20 protein-coding genes and 4 tRNA genes are annotated in these 22,893 nt (G+C 47.8%); 2 read left to right on the top strand and 22 right to left on the bottom strand.

Annotation, left to right across the window (positions count from 1 at the left end; all coding sequences use genetic code 11):
- Window positions 1-61: 61 nt before the first annotated feature.
- The 4 genes from JOC37_RS04485 to JOC37_RS04500 all read right to left on the bottom strand — a co-directional run bounded on the left by JOC37_RS04485 (window position 62) and on the right by JOC37_RS04500 (window position 5,195).
- Window positions 62-1,372, bottom strand: coding sequence for a bifunctional folylpolyglutamate synthase/dihydrofolate synthase (locus tag JOC37_RS04485; RefSeq protein ID WP_204616559.1), 1,311 nt, complete (start codon window positions 1,370-1,372; stop codon window positions 62-64).
- A 4-nt stretch (window positions 1,373-1,376) separates the two neighbouring features.
- On the bottom strand, window positions 1,377-1,607 hold the full coding sequence (locus JOC37_RS04490; protein WP_204616561.1) for a type II toxin-antitoxin system HicB family antitoxin: 231 nt from the start codon (window positions 1,605-1,607) through the stop codon (window positions 1,377-1,379).
- 86 nt (window positions 1,608-1,693) lie between these two features.
- The gene (locus JOC37_RS04495; protein ID WP_204616568.1) at window positions 1,694-4,336 is read right to left on the bottom strand and encodes a valine--tRNA ligase; all 2,643 of its coding nucleotides are present in this window, start codon (window positions 4,334-4,336) and stop codon (window positions 1,694-1,696) included.
- A gap of 406 nt (window positions 4,337-4,742) precedes the next feature.
- Window positions 4,743-5,195 carry a TIGR04086 family membrane protein gene (locus JOC37_RS04500; protein WP_204616570.1) on the bottom strand — a complete coding sequence of 151 codons (453 nt, stop codon included), beginning with the start codon at window positions 5,193-5,195 and terminating at the stop codon, window positions 4,743-4,745.
- A 151-nt stretch (window positions 5,196-5,346) separates the two neighbouring features.
- Here JOC37_RS04500 and JOC37_RS04505 point away from each other — a divergent pair, with 151 nt between their 5' ends.
- Window positions 5,347-6,435 carry an ABC transporter substrate-binding protein gene (locus tag JOC37_RS04505; RefSeq protein WP_204616572.1) on the top strand — a complete coding sequence of 363 codons (1,089 nt, stop codon included), beginning with the start codon at window positions 5,347-5,349 and terminating at the stop codon, window positions 6,433-6,435.
- Window positions 6,436-6,447: 12 nt separating this feature from the next.
- Here JOC37_RS04505 and JOC37_RS04510 read toward each other — a convergent pair whose 3' ends face one another.
- The 13 genes from JOC37_RS04510 to JOC37_RS04570 form a co-directional block, all read right to left on the bottom strand.
- Complete coding sequence (locus JOC37_RS04510) at window positions 6,448-7,557, bottom strand: GerAB/ArcD/ProY family transporter (RefSeq protein ID WP_204616574.1); 1,110 nt, start codon at window positions 7,555-7,557, stop codon at window positions 6,448-6,450.
- Window positions 7,558-7,648: 91 nt separating this feature from the next.
- Window positions 7,649-8,233: a ribosome biogenesis GTP-binding protein YihA/YsxC gene (gene yihA / locus JOC37_RS04515; RefSeq protein ID WP_204616576.1), complete on the bottom strand. Its 585-nt coding sequence runs from the start codon at window positions 8,231-8,233 to the stop codon at window positions 7,649-7,651.
- The gene (lon, locus tag JOC37_RS04520; RefSeq protein ID WP_204616577.1) at window positions 8,230-10,650 is read right to left on the bottom strand and encodes an endopeptidase La; all 2,421 of its coding nucleotides are present in this window, start codon (window positions 10,648-10,650) and stop codon (window positions 8,230-8,232) included. The genes yihA and lon overlap by 4 nt, the downstream gene beginning before the upstream one ends.
- Before the next feature lie 204 nt (window positions 10,651-10,854).
- Complete coding sequence (gene lonB / locus JOC37_RS04525) at window positions 10,855-12,573, bottom strand: ATP-dependent protease LonB (protein WP_204616586.1); 1,719 nt, start codon at window positions 12,571-12,573, stop codon at window positions 10,855-10,857.
- Between the two features lie 138 nt (window positions 12,574-12,711).
- The gene (clpX, locus tag JOC37_RS04530) at window positions 12,712-13,962 is read right to left on the bottom strand and encodes an ATP-dependent protease ATP-binding subunit ClpX (protein ID WP_204616593.1); all 1,251 of its coding nucleotides are present in this window, start codon (window positions 13,960-13,962) and stop codon (window positions 12,712-12,714) included.
- 15 nt (window positions 13,963-13,977) lie between these two features.
- Window positions 13,978-14,568, bottom strand: coding sequence for an ATP-dependent Clp endopeptidase proteolytic subunit ClpP (gene clpP / locus JOC37_RS04535; RefSeq protein WP_274380918.1), 591 nt, complete (start codon window positions 14,566-14,568; stop codon window positions 13,978-13,980).
- Window positions 14,569-14,601: 33 nt separating this feature from the next.
- Window positions 14,602-15,942 carry a trigger factor gene (gene tig / locus JOC37_RS04540; protein ID WP_204616595.1) on the bottom strand — a complete coding sequence of 447 codons (1,341 nt, stop codon included), beginning with the start codon at window positions 15,940-15,942 and terminating at the stop codon, window positions 14,602-14,604.
- Between the two features lie 282 nt (window positions 15,943-16,224).
- Window positions 16,225-16,309: transfer RNA gene (locus tag JOC37_RS04545), tRNA-Leu, on the bottom strand.
- Between the two features lie 12 nt (window positions 16,310-16,321).
- Window positions 16,322-16,397 (bottom strand) — tRNA-Lys (locus tag JOC37_RS04550).
- A gap of 9 nt (window positions 16,398-16,406) precedes the next feature.
- Window positions 16,407-16,481, bottom strand: a tRNA-Gln gene (locus tag JOC37_RS04555).
- Between the two features lie 17 nt (window positions 16,482-16,498).
- A tRNA-His gene (locus JOC37_RS04560) sits at window positions 16,499-16,575 on the bottom strand.
- A 138-nt stretch (window positions 16,576-16,713) separates the two neighbouring features.
- Entirely contained in the window at window positions 16,714-17,205 is a 492-nt protein-coding gene (locus JOC37_RS04565) for an HIT family protein (RefSeq protein ID WP_204616596.1), read from the bottom strand.
- A gap of 167 nt (window positions 17,206-17,372) precedes the next feature.
- On the bottom strand, window positions 17,373-17,588 hold the full coding sequence (locus JOC37_RS04570; RefSeq protein ID WP_204616598.1) for a hypothetical protein: 216 nt from the start codon (window positions 17,586-17,588) through the stop codon (window positions 17,373-17,375).
- Window positions 17,589-17,749: 161 nt separating this feature from the next.
- Between JOC37_RS04570 and sigK the strand changes: the two genes are divergently transcribed.
- Window positions 17,750-18,451, top strand: a complete 702-nt coding sequence (sigK, locus tag JOC37_RS04575; protein WP_204616605.1) for an RNA polymerase sporulation sigma factor SigK — start codon at window positions 17,750-17,752, stop codon at window positions 18,449-18,451.
- Window positions 18,452-18,668: 217 nt separating this feature from the next.
- On the opposite strand, the gene JOC37_RS04580 is transcribed toward sigK, so the two are convergent.
- The 5 genes from JOC37_RS04580 to JOC37_RS04600 all read right to left on the bottom strand — a co-directional run bounded on the left by JOC37_RS04580 (window position 18,669) and on the right by JOC37_RS04600 (window position 22,879).
- Window positions 18,669-19,481: a histidinol-phosphatase gene (locus JOC37_RS04580; RefSeq protein WP_204616607.1), complete on the bottom strand. Its 813-nt coding sequence runs from the start codon at window positions 19,479-19,481 to the stop codon at window positions 18,669-18,671.
- A gap of 137 nt (window positions 19,482-19,618) precedes the next feature.
- A complete protein-coding gene (locus tag JOC37_RS04585; RefSeq protein ID WP_204616609.1) occupies window positions 19,619-20,125 on the bottom strand; it encodes a hypothetical protein in 507 nt (168 codons plus the stop codon).
- Window positions 20,106-20,579, bottom strand: coding sequence for a LysM peptidoglycan-binding domain-containing protein (locus tag JOC37_RS04590; protein WP_204616611.1), 474 nt, complete (start codon window positions 20,577-20,579; stop codon window positions 20,106-20,108). Before JOC37_RS04590 ends, JOC37_RS04585 begins: the two co-directional genes overlap by 20 nt.
- 122 nt (window positions 20,580-20,701) lie before the next feature.
- Window positions 20,702-22,096, bottom strand: coding sequence for a hypothetical protein (locus JOC37_RS04595; RefSeq protein WP_204616613.1), 1,395 nt, complete (start codon window positions 22,094-22,096; stop codon window positions 20,702-20,704).
- Between the two features lie 144 nt (window positions 22,097-22,240).
- Entirely contained in the window at window positions 22,241-22,879 is a 639-nt protein-coding gene (locus JOC37_RS04600; protein ID WP_204616615.1) for an LUD domain-containing protein, read from the bottom strand.
- Window positions 22,880-22,893: the final 14 nt, after the last annotated feature.

Genomic DNA, 22,893 nt, shown 5'->3' on the forward strand with positions numbered 1-22,893 from the left:
CCTCCAATAATATCCCATAGTTATTATTGGTAGGGGATGTTTATTTTATGTGATCATACCTTTATTCTTCATTCTTCAATTTCAAAAGGTACTCCCTGGCCTCAGCCAGCATATAAAGGGAACCGGTAACACAAACCACATCCTGCAAACCGGCTATATCCAGCGCCGTATCCACTGCCCGGGGCACCTGTTCTCTAACATAAACCCGCGGTATATACCGCCTGGCCCAATCAGCCACCTGCCGCCAATTCCCGCAGCGCGGGTTGTTGGGTTTGGTTACCACCACCGCTGCTGCCAGCGGCACCAGTGCATCTATCACTTTTTGTCTTTCTTTATCCGATAACATTCCCAGTACCAGCACCATTCTCCGGCCGGCAAACTGCTGTTTTAATGTCTGCACCAGCGACCGGGCACCGGCCGCATTATGGGCACCGTCCAGCACCACCGCCGGCTGCCCCGGCAGTATCTCAAAACGCCCCGGCCATTTTACCCCTGCCAGCCCCCGGCGCACAATATCCGGTGTTATTGTTATCCCCTGGAGACTTAATATTTCCAGCGCCGCCACTGCCGTGGCAGCGTTTACCTGCTGGTGCAATCCCAGCAGGGGCAAATATATGTCCGGGTAGTGATTTAACCTGCCGGTAATGGCCAGGTGCTGCCCCCGGTGATGAGCACCTGTTTTTCCAGCCTGCCATGTTATATCCCGCCCCACTATGGTCAGCGGTGCGGAACGCTTAAGGCATGTTTCCTTTATCACCGCCAGCGCTTCCGGTTCCCGGGCGGCGGTAACCACCGGCACATTTTCTTTGATAATCCCGGCCTTCACCCTGGCCACCTCTTCAATAGTATGCCCCAGGTAGTCCATATGATCCAGGCTGACGTTGGTTATCACCGACACCAGCGGCTGAACCACATTGGTGGAATCTATCTCCCCCCCCAGGCCCACCTCCAGTACAGCAAAATCCACCCGCTGCCGGTGAAAATAACAGCAGGCCATGGCTGTGCTCACTTCAAATTCGGTGGGGTGCTCAAAACCGGCGGCGCACATATCCTCCAGGTGGGGTTTAAGCTGATTTACCAGATCTGCCACCTGCTGTTCCTTTATTTCTTCGCCGTTGATGCAGCAGCGTTCTGTGTACCTGTGCAGGTGCGGTGAAGTAAAGGTGCCCACTTTGTACCCGGCAGCCCGCAGTATTGATGCAATCATGCTGGTGGTGGAACCCTTGCCGTTGGTCCCACCCACATGGATAACCTTAAGCTGCAGGTGCGGGCTGCCCAACCGCCTCAGCAGCTCTTTAATTCGATCCAAGCCCAGGTTAATGCCAAATTTAGTCAGGTTTTTCAAGTAGTCCCGTGCCTGAAGATAGTTCATATTACTAGCCACAGTTATCTTTAATCAACCAGTCTTGTATAGTGAGGCGCATATTTTCCACCGCCTCCTGGGGTGTAGCACCCACAGTGGCACACCCGGGCAGATCCGGCGTCAAGGCGTGGTAGCGGTTATTTTCTTCATCTCTTTCCACAATTACCTTCACCCTCATGGTAATTGTACCCAGCTGCCGGCCGTTATCCTCTTCCTGCAGTTCGGTTGTCCATTTTAACGGCATAATGAACCCTCCCTAGTTAAAAATATCTAATTTAAGAAAAAGTTTGGGCCCACCGGGAAAGCAGGCCCAAACCAGTATTAAGTACATTACTGCAGCATTTTCAGCCGTCCCGCCAAAACCGTTTGTTTGCCCAACAGTTCCTTTTCTTTTGCTTTTTCTTTTTCCACTATTTCCGCCGGTGCTTTGGCTAAAAAGCCCTGGTTATTCAGTTTACCCTGCACCCGCTGCAGTTCTTTTTCTATGTTCTGCAGTTCTTTCTTCAAACGGGCAATTTCTTTATCAATATCAATTAATCCCTTTAACGGCACTATTACTTCTACACCCCGGGCCACTCCCATGGCCGCTTGTTCCGGTTTTTCCGCCAGGCTCTCTTTTATATTCACTTCCGCTTTGGCCAGCTCCTGCACGTAACCGGTATTCTCAGCCAGGATTGACCGGCTGTTTTCATCCGCAGCAACCAGTATGGTTTCGGCCACCTTACCCGGGGGTACTTTCATTTCTCCCCTAATCCTTCTTATCTCGGTAATGGTTTCCATCACCAAGCTCATGGCATTTTCCGCCTCCAGGTCCCGCAGTTCCGGGTCGTATTCCGGCCAAGCCTGCAGCATAATGCTTTCACCCTTATGGGGCAGGTGCTGCCAAATTTCCTCGGTGATAAAGGGCATAAAGGGATGCAGCAGTTCCATCGTTCCCCTCAGCACCGTTACCAGCACATGCTGGGCAGCGGCCCGGTCCCGGGGAGCGGTTTTGCCGTACAGGCGGGGTTTAATCAGTTCAATATACCAGTCGCACAGCTCGCTCCAGCTGAAATCATACAGCACCCGGGCCGCCTCACCCAGTTCGTAGCGCTCCAGGAAATCGGTTACTTCCTTTACCGCATTATGATAGCGGCTCAGTATCCAGCGGTCAGCCAGTGTCAGTTCCCCGCGGTCAGCATTTTCATCATAGTCATCCAGGTTCATGAGGGCAAAACGCGAAGCATTCCACAGTTTGTTGGCAAAGTTGCGCGATTTATCCAAACGCTCAAAATGGAAGCGCAGGTCATTTCCCGGTGTGTTGCCGGTAACCAGCATAAAGCGCAGGCTGTCCGCGCCGTGGCTTTCAATTACCTCCAGCGGGTCCACACCGTTGCCCAGCGATTTGCTCATTTTACGTCCCTGGGCATCCAGCACCAGGCCGTGTATAAATACTTCTTTAAAGGGCACTTCTTTCATATGATGCAGGCCGGAGAATATCATTCTGGCCACCCAGAAAAAGATAATGTCCCTGCCTGTCACCAGCACGCTGGTGGGGTAGAAGTGCTCCAAATCCTCGGTTTGTTCCGGCCACCCCAGGGTAGAAAAGGGCCACAGGGCAGATGAGAACCAGGTATCCAAAACGTCCGGGTCCTGTTCCATTTTGCCCCCGCACTGGGGACATCCCGCCGGCGGTTCTTTAGAAGCTGCCATTTCACCGCACTGCTGGCAGTAGTAAACCGGTATCCGGTGTCCCCACCACAGCTGCCGTGAAATGCACCAATCGCGAATGTTTTCCATCCAGTTCAAGTAAATTTTGGTGAACCGCTGGGGAATAAAACGAATTCTACCGTCTTTAACTGCCTGGATAGCCGGTTCTGCCAGCGGTTTCATCTTTACAAACCACTGTTTGGAAATCATCGGCTCCACCACTGTATCACAGCGGTAGCAGTGGCCCACCGAATGGGGGTTGTCCTCTATTTTAACCAGCAGTCCCTGTTCCTCTAAATCTTTAACAATCTGCCTGCGGCACTGGTAGCGGTCCATACCCCGGTACTTTTCACCGGCCTGCTCATTCATACACCCGTCTTTGCCAATCACCTGCACCTGGGGCAGCTGGTGACGGCGGCCAATTTCAAAGTCATTGGGATCGTGAGCAGGGGTAATCTTTACACAGCCGGACCCGTAGGCGGGGTCAACATAGGCATCGGCAATAACGGGGATTTCCCTGCCTACCAGCGGCAGTATCAAGGTACGGCCCACCATATGCGAGTAACGGTGGTCCTCGGGGTGAACCGCCACTGCCACGTCACCCAGCATGGTTTCCGGCCTGGTGGTGGCAATCACCAGGTACTGGTGGGGATTATCTTTAAAAGGATATTTTATGTGATACAGATGGCCCGGTTTTTCACTGTGTTCCACTTCAATATCTGAAATGGTAGTTCTGCAGTGCGGGCACCAGTTGACAATGTAGTTGTCCCGGTATATCAGTCCCGCTTTATAAAGGTTGATAAATACCTCCTGTACCGCCTTGGAGCATCCTTCGTCCATGGTAAAGCGCTCGCGGTCCCAGTCGCAGGAGGAGCCCAGTTTGCGCAGCTGGGTGGTGATCCGGCTGCCGTACTGATGTTTCCAGTCCCATACCCGTTCTAAAAACTTTTCCCGGCCCAGTTCATACTTATTGGTGCCTTCTTTTTGCAGCTGCTCCTCAACTTTGGCCTGGGTAGCAATGCCGGCATGGTCTGTACCCGGCAGCCAGAGGGCATTGTAGCCCTGCATCCGCCGCCAGCGGGTCAAAATATCCTGCAGGGTGTTATCCAGAGCATGTCCCATGTGCAGCTGCCCGGTAACATTGGGCGGCGGCATTACAATGCTGAAAGGCTGGCGTTTTTTATCCAGCCGGGCATGAAAATACTTGTTTTCTTCCCAGTATTGATACCACTTGTCTTCAACTTCCCGTGGATTGTAGGTTTTGGGTAATTCAGTGTTAGACATCGATCAGCCTCCTTAATAAAGTCGCTGCCCTGAAAAATGTTATCTCACTGAGTAAGACAGCATAAATGCCTTCATAAAAAAACTCCCTTCCGGTCACAAGGACGAAAAGGAGTTATTTCCGCGGTACCACCTTGATTTCCGGTATGCAAAAGCAAACCGGCTCTTAATGCAGCTGTAGCGGGCTTACCCGGCTGAGCCTACCGGCAGCTAATGCTGCGTTCAGCCCAACTGCTCCGGGGCGACAGGTTTGCGGTTCAGGCGGGAAATTTCGCAGCCGGGAATTTCCCTCTCTGGAGCCCGAAGGGTCGCAACCCCTCCCCATCAACGCCGTTTCAGTATATTATTCTCCTATATATTAATCATTTTAAAATATCCTGTCAACTTTTGATATCATAAAATGCTTCAATCAATAATTTCTCATAGAAGCTCGGCGCTTTTTCCCGCTGCCGGGCAGATTAACCCCCACAATTCCACCTGCGCCCCCGGCGGCCATCAGTACCATTATATTAAGTGCCAGGCCCGGCTCCAAATGATAGATACCCCAGTATACCGTTAACACGGCATAGAAAAGAGCATAAATGCTTCCCACCAGCCAACCGTGCAGCAGCCCATGCCGCCCTACCAGCGCCCCGCAAACCAACCCCCCCATCACCACGGCACCGGCTGTTATCAGCATCAGATGGCGGGAAAGATTGTATACCGGGGCGGCGCTGGTTATTACATATAAGCCCAGTGCCGTTATCACCGCCGCACTGATACTTAAAGCCCATACCAATCCCAGCAGCAGAGCACTAAAGTAAATGGTTTTTTCCCGTCCTCCCCCGGCGGAAGACCATTTTAGAAAGGTTAATCTTTTCATTGTTAATCCAGCCTCCTCATAAATGGAAATACTCTCCTAAATTAATATGCCCGGTTAAAGTAATTAATGCGGACAACCCCAAATTTTATCATTAAAAATCATTCGGTTAATAGAATTATTATGGAGATATTTCCATTGAGGGGGATGCCCGGTGCGAAAAAAATTACTATGGCTGTTCATCATATTAACGGCTTTATCAACCCTGGTGTACGTCAGGCACATTTTAACCGGGGATATAAAGGAAGAAAAAACCCCCGCAGTACGGGTTGTGGAGGAAAGGCGAACACCGCTGTTTATACCCCATTATTTAGCCCTACAGCTGGGATTTTTTGAGGAGCAAAACATAGAGGTTAAAACAGTTACCCTGGAACAGGGCCAAAACGCCCTGGAACTGCTGCAGGAAGGAAAGGCAGGGGTAATTTTAGCCGGGCCGGGCCAAGTGATTTTAACCGGACCGCCCAGAAAAGCCAGCAGCCCGGTGGCCTTTGCAGAAATTACCCAGCGGAACGGGGCCTTCTTTCTGGCCAGGGAAGAAAAGCCCCATTTCCAGTGGACAGATGTAAAAAGACGCACCATTATATCCGGCCCCCCCACAGAGGATAACAGTTTGGTACTGGAATATATTCTGCGCCGGCACGAAATTTCTCCCAACTGGCAGGTTAATGTAATTGAGAATCTGCCCCCCCATTTAAGGCCGGGCACCTTTAAATCCGGGAGTGCCAGTTTTTTAGTGGCCGAAGAACCGGCTGCCGGCATGCTGGAAAGCCAAGGTGCAGGGAAAGTGGTGGCATCACTGGGGCGGGCAGCGGGAAAAATGCCTGCCGCTGTTTACATATCTAAACCCAGCTATCTTGATACCAACAGCCGGGAAGTGCAGAAGCTGGTTAACGGTTTATACAAAGCCCAGCAGTGGATGACCTATCACAGCGCAGCAGAAATAGCCGACGCGGTGAGGGAATTCTTTCCCGGTTACCACCGGGATATGTTGATATCGATAATTGAACGCTACAAAAAAATAGACCTTTGGGGTACTAACCCGGTAATAGATAAACTCAGTTATGAAAACCTTTATCAGGCGGTGGAAAGTTCCGGTGAACTGGTTAATAAAACGGCTTACAGCAAAGCTGTCACCAACCGTTTTGCCAAAAAAGCAGTCAAAGAAATACATTATGTACCGGAAGATAAGCAGAAGCCCAAACCGGGATTTAATTGGCCGTATATTAAAAGTCTGTTTAAATAGCCGGGTACACCCTTATTTATCCCTCAAGCCCCTGGCTGCCGCCGTTATCAACAGTACAAACGGTATTAAAAATTCAAATATCAGCCCCTGGGCCGGCCAGGCGCTGGCCAGGTAGTTTATTACCGCAGGCAGGTTGTTCAGCCATGCAAAGGACGCCGATAACACAAGAATACCCAGCGGCCAAATCACCGGTTTGTAACTGCGCAAATTAAACAGCTGGGCAAGGCCGATACAGCTTATATAATATATCACCACCGTTTTGGTATATATTCCTCCCACCCAGACGGTCATAATAACGGCATCCAGGTGCTCCAAAAAGTCCCCCACCCGGATTTGTCTTACCATATTCAGAGCGGGAAAAGTCATATTGGCCGTTTCCTGGGGACCAAACATGGCGATGGCCAAAACACCCACCAGCAGCAGCAGGCCCAGCAGCACCATAGACCGTGATACAGTGCCCAGCACCTTTTGCGGGCTATTTATATACGGTGCCAGCATGGTAACAACCACACCCTCACCCAAAAAAGACAGCAATCTGTGCGCACCATTTATCACCGGGCCAACTCCATTATCCAGCAGGGGTAAAAATTTATTGAAATCCACATGCGGCGTTATTAACAGGCCCACCAGCACAAGCACTGCTATTCCCACCGGCATTAATATTTCTGTTACCCGGGCAATGGTTTCTATCCCCTGGTATACGGCATAGGCAGCAATGACTATCAGCAAACCGTTAAAAACAGCCAGGGGGGTCTTCTGCATGAAGGCAGATTTTAAAATAATGCCAAATTCACCCACCACTATGCACAATAAGAATAAGCAAAAAATGGTTACAAAAATAAACGCCATTATCCATCCCAGCCAACTGCCCAGCACCTTTTGAAAAATCTGTACCAGGGTTAATTTAGGAAAGCGCAGACTCAAAGATGCTGCCACCGCTGCCACCACCAGCGCCTCGGCAGTGGCAATAATTACCGCTATCCAGGAATCTCTGCCCGCCTGCTGGGCCACAATGGCCGGCAGAAAAATATCCGCGGTGGATATAACCATGGTGATAATTATAAACATCAACTGGCGGAGAGATATCTTCCCCGGGTCCAGCCGGAAAGCATCAACAGTCATGCCGTCACTCCCAAAAAATTTCTATCATCCTTATTATTACCGCCATAAACTAAAAAATGCCTTGAAATGTATTTCAAGGCATTTTTAGGTATTATTTTATTAAATCTGCAATTATGTTCAGCAGTTCACCGCGCCCGGCACCGGTTTGGGCCGATGTGGCCACCAGCTGGTGGCCGGGCTGCAGTTTAAGCTCTTTTTTGATGCGGGCAAGCTGTTTAATGAGCTGGTTTTTTGATAATTTATCCGTTTTGGTGGCCGCTATTACAGCGGGAATATTATAATGACAGATCCACCGGTACATCTGCCGGTCCAATCCTGTTGGGTCATGGCGTGCATCCACCAGCATTACCACCGCACGCAGATTATCCCGGTTTTGCAGATAGTTCTCGATCATTTGCCCCCACCTGATTTTAACCTTTTCCGGTACCTTGGCAAAACCGTAACCGGGTAAATCCACCAGATGAAACTTCTCGTTCACTAAAAAGAAGTTAATTAACTGTGTCCGTCCCGGACTTTTACTGGTGCGGGCCAAGGACCTGCGGTTTACCAGCATGTTTATAAGTGAAGACTTGCCCACATTGGAACGCCCGGCAAAGGCCACTTCGGGCAGTTCACTCTTGGGATAACCCTTTTGATCGGCAGCACTGGTAACAAAGCTGGCAGATACTATTTTCATGACGGTATCACCGCTCCCCCCTGCTGCACCTCTTCCACCTGCTGCCGGGGCTGGTAGGGCATTTCAGGAGACTCATCCGAGGACCGGTCATGCACTTCCCGCTCCGCCGGCCTGAGAGCAATGGAGAGAACGCTGTCCATGTGTTCCACAAACTTAAATTCCATTTTGCCCTTTACGTTGTTGGGCACATCTTCCATATCTTTTTTATTGTCCATCGGCAAAATAACCGTTCTGCATCCTGCCCGCCGGGCCGCCAGCACCTTTTCTTTAATGCCGCCCACCGGCAGTACCCGTCCCCTTAATGTTATTTCACCGGTCATAGCAACATCCCGGCGTATCTTGCGCTCGGTAAGGGCAGATGCAATGGCGGTGGCCATGGTGATGCCGGCAGAGGGACCGTCCTTGGGAATGGCTCCTTCCGGTACGTGGATGTGAATGTCGTATTTCTCAAAAATCTCGTCATTGATATCCAGCTCTGCCGCCCTGCTCCGCACATAGCTCAGGGCAGCCTGGGCCGATTCCTTCATTACCTCGCCCAGTTTACCGGTCAGTGTCAGTTTACCGCGACCTTTATAGGTGGTAACTTCTATGCTCAGCGTATCCCCACCCACCTCTGTCCAGGCCAGGCCGGTGGCCACACCTACAATGTCGTCCTTTTCCGCCACATTATAGCGGTACTTGGGAACACCCAGGTATTTTGCCAGGTTCTGGGCGGTAATCTTTACCTTTTTATTTTTATCCTGCACAATCTGCCTGGCTGCTTTACGGCACAGCGCCGCTATATTGCGCTCCAAGTTACGTACTCCCGATTCCCGGGTATATTCCTGTATCACCTTGCGAATGGTGTTTTCCGATATTTGAGTAGAACCCTGGGGTAAACCGTGCTCTTTAATCTGCTTCGGCAGCAGGTAACGCATGGCAATCTGCATCTTTTCTTCTTCCGTGTAACCGGAAATATCAATTACCTCCATCCGGTCCAGCAGCGGGCGGGGAATGTTGTATTTATTGTTGGCAGTGGTAATGAACATCACATTGGATAAATCAAAAGGTATCTCAATGTAATGATCGGAAAAACTGTTGTTCTGCTCGGGATCCAGCACTTCTAACAGCGCCGAAGAAGGATCGCCGCGGAAATCCATGCTCATTTTATCAATCTCATCCAGCAAAAACACCGGGTTCTTGGAACCGGCCTGTTTCATCCCCTGGATGATACGACCGGGCATGGCACCTACATAGGTACGCCGGTGACCGCGAATTTCCGCTTCGTCCCTAACACCGCCCAGGGAAATGCGCACAAACCTGCGTTCCATAGCCCTGGCCACCGAACGGCCCAGCGAAGTTTTACCCACACCCGGCGGCCCAACCAGACACAAAATCGGCCCCTTCATCTTCTTGGCCAGCTTGCGAATGGCCAGGTACTCAATAATACGCTCCTTGGGCTTTCTCAGGCCGTAGTGATCTTCATCCAGTATTTTTTCCGCAGCCTTAATGTCCAACCGGTCACGGGTGGATTTACTCCAGGGCAGTGACAATACCCATTCTATGTAATTGCGCACCACTGCGGCTTCTGCCGCCATGGGGGGCATTTTTTCTAATCGCTCTACTTCTTTCAGCAGCTTCTCTTCAACATCTTTCGGCAGCTTAGTCTTGTCAATCCGCCGGCGCAGCTCTTCCCCTTCAGCGGCCCGGTCGTCCCTGTCGCCCAGCTCTTTTTGAATGGCCTTCATCTGCTCCCGCAGATAATACTCCTTTTGATTCTTTTCCATCTGCTTGCGCACACGAACGTTAATTTTGCGCTCCAGCTCTACGATCTCCAACTCTTTGGCCAAAATAGCGCACAATTTTTCTAAACGGGGAACAATTTCCACCGCTTCCAGTACCCGCTGTTTATCTTCAATGCGCAGCGACAGGTGAGAGGCTACCACATCTGCCAGGCGGCCCGGTTCTTCTAAATTGACCACCGAAACCACCGTTTCCGGCGGAATGCGTTTAGATAACTTAACATACTGTTCAAACCGGTAAACCAAGTTGCGCATCAGCGCCTCAATTTCAGTGTCTTTTTCAAACTCTTCGGTATACTGTTTAATTAAAACCTTAAAGTAAGGTTCATAAGCCTGGTATTCAATTATTTCCGCCCTGGCAACGCCCTCAACCAGCACCCTGATGGTGCCGCCGGGCAGCTTCAGCAGCTGTTTTATCTCGGCCACCGCACCGATAGTATAAATATCATCTTCCACCGGGTCATCGGTCTGGGCGTCCTTTTGAGTGACCAAGAAAATATGGCGATCATTGGCCATAGCCTCTTCAATGGCCTGTACTGATTTTTCTCTACCCACATCAAGGTGAATTACCATATAAGGAAAAACTAAAATACCTCTTAACGGCAGCAGGGGTAATACTCTTTCGGTATAATTCATACTGCACCTCCTCAGCACTTAGTGTATGACCGGTGCCTCAACAAACTGAATGTTAAAGGGATAGGAATATTCTATCATAACAGGCAGTCTGCTTCCATAACAATAAATGTTAAAAGACCGAGAAACCCAGCAAAAGCCGGGTTTCCTGAAGTTTTTCAAGATAATCTTCATTATTTGCCCTGCACAGACCCCCACAGCTCGTTTTTATGTCTTGGAGACTACCTGCCCGTTCATAAGCGATGAAGCTGTTAAAACTTCCACGGGGTTGTTAATAACACTCTTTTTATCCCTTACAACAGGATACAGCAGTGCTCCTTTAATTACTTCCTCTAGTTTTTCCACCGGTATAACTTCAATTCCCTCAATTTCAGAAAACAACTTTTGATTATTTTCTTTGGGAATATATACCTCCGCTGCCCCGGCCAGGCGGGCGGCATTTACCTTGGCCACCACCCCGCCCACCGGTTTAATCATCCCTCTGATGGATACTTCCCCGGTCATGGCCACTTTATTATCCACAGGTATTCCGGTTATGGCGGAATACACCGCCGTGGCAATGGTTACCCCCGCCGAAGGGCCATCCACCGCAGCCCCGCTGGGGAAGTTAATATGAATGTCATAATCCCGGTAATCCACTTCCATAGTCCGCCGCAGCGCCGTTAGTACATTTTCCACCGAACCCCGGGCCATACTTTTACGGCGCATGGTTTTACCGCTGCCGCCCATTTCTTCCTCTTCCACCACACCGGTAACAATTATTTTCCCCTGCCCTTTGGCCGCGGGAATGGCAGTGGCCTCAACCTCCAGCACCGCTCCCTGGTTGGGACCAAACACAGCCAAACCATTAACCACCCCCACCTGGGGGCTTTCCGGCACTTTCTTCTCCACCCGGGGTGAATAACGCCCGCTGTGAATTATCCATTCCACATCGCTGACTAAAATTTTATTCCGCTGTTCAGTAATGGCTAAACCGGCAGCTATCTGTATCAGGTTCACCGCTTCACGGCCGTTGGTGGCGTAACGTTTAATAACATCCAGCACGCCTTCCTGCAGAGGTATTTTTATTTTTTCTGCCGCGTTGGCAGCAATAATGCCAATTTCATCACTCAACAACGGGCGGAAAAAGATTTCCAAACAGCGGGACCGTACCGCCGGAGGTATTTCCTCGGGAGTGCGGGTGGTGGCAGCCACCAGGCGAAAATCCGCGGGGAGCCCGTTCTGAAATATATCGTGAATGTGATGGGGAATATTAGTATCCTCTGAACTGTAATAGGCACTCTCCAAAAATACTTTGCGGTCTTCCAGCACTTTTAATAGCTTATTCATCTGTATGGGATGAAGTTCCCCAATCTCATCAATAAATAATATTCCCCCGTGGGCTTTGGTTACCGCACCGGGTTTAGGCTGGGGAATTCCGGCCATTCCCATCGGCCCGGCCCCCTGGTAAATGGGATCGTGCACCGAGCCGATCAACGGGTCGGCAATACCCCGTTCATCAAAGCGGGCGGTACAGCCGTCAATTTCAACAAATTTGGCATTCTCTTTAAAAGGAGAAGAAGGACTTTTTTTAGCCTCTTCCAATACCACGCGGGCGGCAGCAGTCTTGCCCACCCCCGGGGGCCCATAAATTATCACATGCTGGGGGTTGGGGCCGCAAAGTGCCGCCCGCAAAGCCTTCAGCCCTTCATCCTGTCCAATAATCTCTTCAAACTTTGCCGGCCTGGTTTTTTCAGCCAGCGGTTCAGTCAGGGCCACCGCCCTCATACGCTGCAGTTTTTCCAGCTCCTTTTTAGCTTCCCGCTCCAGCGCATTTTTATTACCCTGCTGAGTTTTTAATAAATTCCAAAAATATAACCCGATAACCACAGCAAAAAACACCTGAATAAATGTTAAAATGCTGCCCAGGCCACTAAATTCATGCATACAGCCACAAGCCCTCCTTAGCACTATCAATACTAAATAGTAGTATTGCTGTAATTTGATAAATTTATCCATTAACAGAAAATTTTATCGGAGGGCCGGTTCAGGTCAGAAGAAAAAGGCCGCATTTCGCGGCCTTTTTTACGCAGATTCTTCTTTTTTCTTTCTTTCCGAAGTAGTTAAGATTATCGGAGGCTCTTTCTTATTAATGCAGTCCTTTGTTATCACACACTTGGAAATATCCTTCCTGGAGGGAAGGTCATACATAATATCCAGCATCACATCTTCTAAAATAGCCCTCAGCCCTCTGGCACCGGTATTGCGTTTCATGGCTTTTTGCGCCACGGCTTTCAAAGCCTCGGGCTGGTACTCCAAAACAACATCGTCCAGTTCAAACAGTTTTTCATACTGTTTGGTCAGGGCGTTCTTGGGCTCAGTTAAGATGCGAATTAAGGCTTCCTCATCCAGGGCATCCAAGGTCACGATAACCGGTAAACGTCCCACAAACTCAGGAATCAACCCATATTTAATCAGGTCCTCGGGCAGGATATTTTTCAGTATATCACCAATTTTTTCTTCCCGCTTAGTTTTTATATCCGCACCAAAACCCATGGTTTTCTTACCAATGCGGTTTTGAATAATTTTCTCGATACCGTCAAAAGCACCACCACATATAAACAGTATGTTAGTGGTATCCAGCTGAATAAACTCTTGATGGGGATGCTTGCGTCCACCTTGAGGTGGAACACTGGCCACCGTTCCCTCCAAGATTTTCAGCAAGGCCTGCTGTACACCTTCACCAGAAACATCCCTGGTTATAGACGGATTTTCTGATTTGCGGGCAATTTTATCAATTTCATCGATGTAAACAATACCCTTTTCCGCCTTTTCAACGTCATAATCCGCAGCCTGAATCAGTTTTAACAGGATATTCTCCACATCTTCACCAACATAGCCGGCCTCGGTAAGAGAGGTTGCATCAGCAATGGCAAAGGGCACATTTAACAACCGGGCCAATGTTTGAGCCAAAAGGGTTTTCCCGCTGCCGGTTGGGCCAATCATTATAATATTACTCTTTTGCAGCTCCACATCTTCAATTTTACTGCCCAGGTTAATGCGCTTGTAGTGATTGTAAACCGCCACCGCCAAAGACTTTTTGGCCGCTTCCTGCCCTATTACATACTGCTCTAATATATCTTTTATTTCCTTGGGCTTTGGAATTTCAGCAAGATCCAAGCCCAGGTCATCGTTTAACTCCTCTTCAATAATTTCATTGCACAACTCTATGCACTCATCGCAAATATATACCCCCGGCCCTGCCACAAGCTTTTTAACTTGATCTTGCAGTTTACCGCAGAAGGAACATTTCAATTGGCCTTTATCGTTATACATCCTTCCACCTCTCTTTTATTTCTCCCGTACCCTTATCACCTCGTCAATGATTCCGTAATCCTTGGCCTGCTCAGCAGACATAAAGAAATCACGCTCAGTGTCTCTGGTAACAACTTCTAACGGCTGCTTGGTATGCTCAGCCAGCAGCTTGTTTAATATTTCCTTCATCCGCAAAATTTCTTTGGCGTGAATATCAATGTCTGTAGCCTGGCCTTGAACACCGCCCATAGGCTGGTGAATCATTATCCGAGAATAAGGCAGCGCAAACCGTTTGCCCGGTGCACCGGCAGCCAAAAGGAAGGACCCCATGCTGGCCGCTTGACCCAGGCAAATGGTGGATACATCCGGCTTAATATACTGCATGGTATCATAAATGGCCATCCCGGCCGTTACCACACCACCCGGGGAATTAATGTAGATATGAATATCTTTCTCCGGATCTTCCGCCTCTAAAAACAGCAGCTGGGCAATAATCAAATTTGCCACATGATCGTCAATTTGACCGCCGATAAAAATAATACGATCTTTCAACAGCCGAGAATAAATATCGTAAGAGCGCTCACCACGGTTGGTTTGTTCAACTACAATCGGTACCAAGTGGGACAAAAAAATCCGCCTCCCCAGATTATATTATGAATCTTATTCTGATACTGCCTCATTTGTGCCACTATTATTCTCTTCTGCCTTTTCTTCTATCACATTAGCTTCCTCTGTGAGATATTTTACAATTTTACGCCTTAAAATATCTTCTTTCACCATTTCCAGGCTGCCCATTGATTCCAAAGTTAACTTCAACTGTCCCGGTTCCTGACGGAACTGCGGTGCCATCTCGGCAATTTCTTTATCCAGCTCTTCATCGGTTACAGAAATATTTTCTACTTTGGCAATTTCATCCAATACCAGCTCACGGCGTACTTCTTTTTCTGCGTCATCCTTCATTTTATCCCGCAGCTCATCTATACTGGAATTTGTATACTGGAGATATTGTTCCAGCCCCAGCCCCTGGGAGCGCAGTCTGCTTTCCATATTTTTAATCATCTCATCCAGACGCTGCTCAATCATCGCTTCCGGAATTTCCAATTGGGCATTTTCAACCGCTTTTTCCACCGCTTCACGGCTGACAGCCGCGTCTGCCATGTGCTCTTTTCCTTCCTTTAACTTATTCATTAAATCGGCCTTTAATTCCTCCAGGGTGTCAAATTCACTTACGTCTTTGGCAAACTCGTCATCCAGCGGTGCCAGTTCCTTGCGCTTGATGCTGTTCAGTTTAACTTTAAAAACAGCCTCCTTACCGGCCAGTTCCCCGGCATGGTAATCCTCCGGGAAGGTAACATTTACCTCCTTTTCTTCCCCCACTTTCAAGCCTATCAACTGCTCTTCAAAACCGGGAATAAAGGTACCGGAACCGATAACCAGGGAATAATTTTCGGCCTTTCCTCCCTCAAACTCCTCACCGTCAACGTAACCGGTAAAATCTATCATCGCTGTATCGCCATCCTGCAGCTCACCTTCGTCAAGGGTAATCAGCTTAGCATGGCGGTTCTGCATGTTTTCCAGTTCTTTCTGTACGTCTTCTTCCGTAACTTCAACCGGTGCCTTTTTAATTTCAAAACCCTTATACTGGCCCAGCTTAACCTCCGGTTTTACAGCCACCTTCAGTTTAAATACCAAAGGCTCACCTTCTTCAGCCTGAATGTTTTCCACTTCCGGCTGGGCTATCGGTGAAATTTCTGTTTCTTTAACAGCTTCCTGGTATACACCGGGGAAAATTTCCTCTATTGCTTCTTGATAAAGAGCATCCTTACCTACATACCGCTCAACCAGTACCTTGGGCGCCTTACCTCTACGAAATCCCGGGATGTTGACCCGGCGGGCCAATTTCTTGGCTGCCCTGTTAACAGCTTGAGAAAACTTTTCTTTGTCCACTTCTATTTCTAACATTACCTCATTTTTTTCCAGCTTTTCTGCAGTTGCTTTCATTACCACTTGCTCCCCCTTAAATATGTATTAATACTAGATAATTTTACCATCGCTTTGTAATATTATCTATTTTAACCAAAAAGTTCTTTACTTAACATGCTTTATTCTACATTGGGCAGGTATTTCCTTCCCGCAGCTTAATTATGGCTGTATACATTGGTACATTAATGTACAAAACACAAAATACCAGGGTAATCAAACCCTGGCAGTAAATACTCTGATGTCTAGTATGCAATAAATATTACACATTGTCAATATCCTATTACTAGTTACCGGCTCGCTTGGTGCGGACGGTGGGAGTCGAACCCACACGGGAAAACCCACTGGATCCTAAGTCCAGCGCGTCTGCCAGTTCCGCCACGTCCGCATAAAATAATAATGGTGAGCCATCCAGGACTCGAACCTGGGACACCCTGATTAAAAGTCAGGTGCTCTGCCAACTGAGCTAATGGCTCACTTAAAATTGGCTGGGGTGGTAGGATTCGAACCTACGCATGGCGATTCCAAAGACCGCTGCCTTACCGCTTGGCTACACCCCAGCATTATTCATTTATTATGGGGTGGATAATGGGACTCGAACCCACGGCCTCCAGAGCCACAATCTGGCGCTCTGACCAACTGAGCTATATCCACCACATTTGCGGCATTATCGCCGCTCACCAAACGCAATAATAATATTAGCAAAGGTAAAAAAAGATGTCAAGGGTTTTAGAGAGAAAATTATTGGCAATCAGGTAACTTTTGTCCCGGAGTGCCGATCAGCCCGCGCACCTAAAGATCACCATCCCGTTCCAGCGCTTCTTTTAATTTGGTATAAGTTAAATCCAAACCTTCCGAAATAACCCGCACATCACCAATTACCGGCATAAAATTAGTATCCCCGCCCCACCTGGGAACGATATGAATGTGAAAATGTCCCGGGATACCGGCACCGGCAATTTTACCTAAATTCACCCCAACGTTAAATCCATCGGGATTAAATGCTTTACGCAGCAGCGCAATCATTTTTTGGGTCATTTGGAAAAGTTCCAAGGACTCCTCTTCATCCAGCTCGGTGATATCGCCCACGTGTCTTTGAGGGGCCACCAGCAGATGGCCGTTATTATAAGGGTATAAATTCAACAGCACAAAAGTTTTCTCCCCGCGCAGCAGCACGTAGTTTTCTTCATCTGCAGACGACTGCAGCTTTTCACAAAATATACATGCTGAACCGTGATCCTTACCGATATATACCGTACGCCAGGGTGCCCAAATACGCTCCATAACCATTTCCTCCTATGGGGTAAATTTTTATGTATTATGTTACTTTTCGATATTATCTATATATTTCCTGCAGGTGAAAGCAGGTACAAATACTTTTTTTCTGCCCCCGGCCGAAAATTTAAAACACCCCGCACCATTTAAAAGTGCAGGGTTGAATTTCAAGCATATTAATACTTCTTCAATAATTCGGATATGGATTTAAAATCTATTTTTTGAAACGGGTACTGCAGCAGCCCCCACCCGCCCTCCCCGGGATGATAGCTGTCAATTAATATTTCCCGCCCGTCGGGTAATATCAGCACATGGTTGTAAATAATTCTGCCTTCCAACCTGCCGGCCGTCTTCTTGTTTAAATAAGTTCTTGTATATAACGGGTTAAACATTTCATCACCCCTTGTCCTTTCACTTATATAGACGTACCGCAGGCTAAAACGTTTCATTAATTGCATAATTTTCCATCAAAAATTTTTCCCTTTTTTGACACTATTTTTTGTTAACAATCATAGAATAAAGCACCTCATATAAGTTCATAAGGAGGGGTTTAATGTTAGGCGGGCTGGGTACACTTTTACTGAGTTTATCACTGCTCAACGGTTTAACGCTGCTTATTTCCTATGTTGTTAATAACAGCTTTAAAAAACCGTTAAGTGCCGAAGAAACAATTAATTATTTTAAAAAATACCAGGCCGGCGATGCCGAAGCCTTTAACGTTTTGGTAGAAAGAAACCTGCGCCTGGTAGCACACATAGCCAAGAAATACAAAGACACCACCGAAGAAACCTATGACGATTTAATATCCATTGGTACTATCGGTTTAATTAAGGCCATCAATACCTTTGACATCAAACGGGCAAAATTTTCTACATATGCTTCCCGGTGCATTCACAATGAAATTCTAATGTGTTTGAGAAGCAAGCAAAAAGACAGCGCGCTGGTTTCCCTGGAACAGCCCATCGGCTGCGATAAAGAAGGCAACGAATTAACCTGGGAAAACTGCCTGGGTACAGATACAGAAATAGTTTACGAAGAAGTGGAAGCCAACCAGGAGCTGGAAAGGTTAATGTCCGCAGTTTCCAAACTGCCGCCCAAGGAACGAAGAGTTATTATCCAAAGATACGGTTTAAATGGTGATGAACCCCTTTGTCAAAGAAAAATAGCCCGCGATATGGGAATCTCCCGCTCTTATGTTTCCCGCATTGAAACTAAGGGCTTAAAAAGATTAACTCAAATACTGGCCGCCCATTAACTAACCGGCTAAAAACCGGTGGGCCTTTTAAGCGGGCGCTTTGGAATCGACAACCGCGTCGGCAGCCGGATCGCGGGCATCCGAAAGCAGATGAATACCTGTGGACGGGTGTGGATGATTGTTAATAACTCTGTGGATAAAATTTGCACCGGCGCCGCACTCCCCTGTGCCGCGCCGTTTTGCCGGTTTGCACGCTTGTGGATAACTAAGGCATACTTTATCCCAGGGGATGGGGCTCCGCCCTGCGCCGGGAAAAAACCTGCACCTCAGAATAACCTGCTTTCCGGGCCAGTTCAACGGCCCGATCATAATCTGCCCCTACATCCTGGGGACAGTGGGCATCTGAACTGATAACTATGGGCACCCCGTACTCAAAGCAGGTCTTCAGCAGGAGGGGGTGGGGATAAATTTCCCCAACGGGTTTTCTCAATCCCGCGGTGCTTATCTCGATACAGGTTCCACCTTTGGCCAGCGCCCCCGCCACCCTGTGATACTGTTCTTTTAAAAACTGCTCACTGGCGGGAATATATTTAAAGATTTTAGCTAAATCAATATGCCCGGCAATATCAAAAAGCCCGCTCTCCGCCAGGCACACTACGCGGTCAAAATAATCGGACCAAATATCTTCAACCCTTCTTTCTTCCCACCGTTCTTTCATTTCTGCCAAGTCAATTCCCCAATCATCTATCCAGTGTACAGAACCGATTACATAATCAAAAGGATAGCTGTTTATAAATTCAGCAATTTCTTTTTCCTTTCCCGGAAAATAGTCCATCTCAATGCCAAACTTAACTTTTATCCCCTGTTCCCGGGCCTTTAAAATCATCGTAAAATAATCTTCCATAGTTTGTGTCTGCCTGGGTTCCACCCATGAATTCCAAAAAATACGGCGGGTTTCCACAAACCTGTAGGCATGTTCCGATATCCCCCAGTCGCCCAGGCCGACCTCAGCAGCCTGCCGGGAAAATTCCATCAACCACTGAACTGAATAAGGCCCTTTCTCCACATGAATATGATAATCTGTTAACATGTTCCGTTTAACCTCCCGGGTGCAGTTATTCAGCTGGAGGACTTATCCCACATAAGCGAACGGGGCAAATTTTCACGTAAAATAAACCGTAAACTGCATAACCGGAATTTCCACCAGCTGCGTTCCTTCATAGATACTTAGTTAGGAACATTTATAGTTTTTAGCTCACCATTTACAGTCTTCCACTGAACCTTAACTTTAACTTTTTCTAGGATTTCCGCAGCTTCAGCACCACTCATTATCCTACTGGGCTTTTGTGGCAAAATTGATATAGACATACAAGACGTTTCCATTGCATCTGGTATTGAACCCTCAGGTTTTTCAGCATTCCACGTATATTTACCGCTGTGCGGTGGTATATAGCCTTCGGGCCATTTACCCACATTAAATTTAGGTTCTATCACCACAAATTCAAGGGGCTCTTGACCTAAATATCCTGCTTCAATTTTACCCATTACCTCTTTTTCATCCCATTGTAACACTGCTTTAATCTCCCAGTCTTCATTAGAAAAGCAATCTTTGGAAACTGTATTCTTGCTGTTCGACTCCGAACAACCAAAAGCAAACAATAATATGCCCAAGTATAGTACTAAGAGTTTTAACTTCAAAACCGCTGTCCACCCCCTAACTTTTCCACCATTCATAGGGTTCCCTGGGTACTTTAATTACCTGCCCCAGGTGTAATCTAGCAGCAGCGGGAATCCCATTTATTCGAGCCAGTTGAGAAGCATAAACTTCTGTACCGTAATAGCGCTTAGAAATGGCCGCAAAGGAGTCACCGCTTTGGATATGGTGATATATATATTCACCTTCCCCGTCAAGATGCTTTTCAGCAGTTGTATTTTGAGTCTTAATGCTAACAATCTCTTTACGCAGGGCAGCATTCTCTACCGCCAGCCGTTCAACTTCTAACCGCAGGGCGGTAAGTTCCTGCCCCAGGTTCCACATCCACATCATTACAAACAGGCATACCCCTCCGGCCAGCAGGGCAGTTAATATACCCTGCCATTTAAGCCTTTTTTTATGGTTTTCTATAAAATGCTTTTCTAACTGGCTGACTGTTTTCCCCTTTATTTCCATGGAATTGTTATTTTTCATCAAATAACAACCTTTCCGCATTAAACTTAAACCGGCATAACTAATTATTCTATAAAGCGCTCACTATACCTGCCTTACTGCAGGCAAAAAAACCCCGGATTTAATTACCCGGGGTTAACCATTCAGCTATTACTTAAAGGGCTTTGAAATAACTGCTTAATACTTTCCTGATTTAACTGCATCTTCCTGTACTCTTTTAAATCACTGCCTGCCAGGTCGGGATTGCCGCCGGGCAGAACACCTATTAATATATTTTTTCCATTTTCCCTCAAAACAGTGTAGCTGACATTATTTTCATACAGCCTCTGCCTTTCTGTTAACCATTTTTCCTGGGCCACGTAACGGATGGAAAATAATTTGGCCATTTCTTTTTTATCCCGCCCGGTATAATAAAAATCCACCGACTGCACTTTCCCGTCGTCCCCCGTTACTTCTCTAACGGTATACTTATCCTTCCAGCTGCCGGGAATCTTAAACCTGTATCCTTCCTCCCAGTCAGAATAATCCTCTGCCACCGGGATCAGCCCGCCCCCTTCGTTCCATTTATACCATACATTGACCCAGGGGATGTCCACCATGGCCAAATTCTCCGTGCCGGGCGGTTCAGTCATCATTCCAATCTCTATAATGCCGTCATTGTCAATGTCCTGGCTGGGAAGCGGGTAGGCTTTAAAAGTAATGGGAAAATCGCCCTTGGGTGTTCCAATCATGTTTTTAAAACGGCCATTTTCCAGCATCAGCAGCTGGGTATAGGCGGAGTGGGCCCCCGCAACTACATCTACAAAGATACCCCGCTTGTCCTTGGTGGCATTGCCAATGGTCACCCTGTCCGGATAAACTGCTTCATATTCCATTTCATTGGTCATTTTCAGCTTTCCATCCACATAACGGTACAGCTGCACCACCGCATAAGGCAGCTCCACCGCGTAGGGCAGTACCTCTTTGTCAGTTCTAAAGAATACGGCTATATCTGCCTTTAAATCACCGTCTAAGTCACCAACAGAAAAATCTGCACAGTTTTTCCGCATTAACTGCTTCATTTTTTTGTTCTGCAGGGTATATACCGATAACTCACTATTCATCCCGCTGCCGCCGGACCAGCCCACCACCAGTTCCGGTGCTTTGTCACCGGTTATGTTATGAAACTCTGCATATTCAATACTCTGCCCCGGTTCCTCGATATTATCCAGCAGCGTCCATTGTTCCTCCTCTTTTCCCAGAATCAGTATACCCAGCTCCAAAATATCCTGCCCCTTTTTGTAAAACGCCACCAGCTCATCCGAGCCGTCCCCGTTCAAATCCACCTGTTCAAAGGCGCTTGCTTTTTCCGGGCGCAGGGGAATGGTTAATTTGGCCCCCTGGGGCAGAAATCTCTCCACCGCCTGTTTTATCTCCTGCTGGTTAACTTCCATTTTAGGATGTTTCACCAGCTCGTTTGGGCTTAATGACATACTACAGCCGGCAAGCAGGGTGCCTGCCAGTAAGGCCGCTATACCTTTTTTAAGTTTGCTGCTCAACTTCTACTTCCCCCCGTGCTGCAAATTTTTTGTCATCTTTGTTCCTAATTATTTGTTCCTAATTATAATGTAAGTTCTGTAAAAAATAGTAACAGAATGGTTAAATTTTAAAAGCCGCTGACCTTATTGGTCAGCGGCATAATTTTAATAGCCCAGGTTTTCACCAACCACCACAACCGTTATGTCGGTAAGCATGGGTTTTCTCTTCATTATGGAATAAGCTCTGCAGGTTCTGGTTTTACTTTTACAGTCCATGCAAACCCCGGCAGCAGCGCAGGGATTTGGCAGGTTCAACCGCTTGTTGTTTTGAGGGGCAGCTGTAAGCTGTATTCTCTGCAGGGCTGAGTGTACATCTGTACAAATCTTATTTACCCCCGCCACTATCAACACTTTCCGGGGGCCGAAGGTCATGGCAGCAACCCTGTTGCCAACCCCGTCTATATTAACCAAGTACCCATCCAGGGTTAGAGCGTTGGTACTGCAAAGAAAGACATCGCTGGTGAGCTGCTCACGCCTGATTTCCATCTTTTCTTCCGCCGATAAATCCGGCAGATTATGATTCAGCACCCGTGCCCCCTTATCCCGGGCCTTTTCCGGAATGTTCAGCTGGTTTAAAGTCACGGAACCGCCCATCCCCACCGTAGTTCCCTCTGAGATATAACTTAACACGTATTGAACTGCTTCTTCACTGTTAGAAAAGTAAACCGCATCAAACTCATTTTTCTTTAAGGCTTCTACAACCCTCTGCCCCAGAGTGTCGTGGTGCCATTTTTGTACATTCACTGCTTTTACCTCCC

Source organism: Desulforadius tongensis (assembly GCF_016907915.1).
GTDB classification, from domain to species: domain Bacteria; phylum Bacillota; class Desulfotomaculia; order Desulfotomaculales; family Desulfohalotomaculaceae; genus Desulforadius; species Desulforadius tongensis.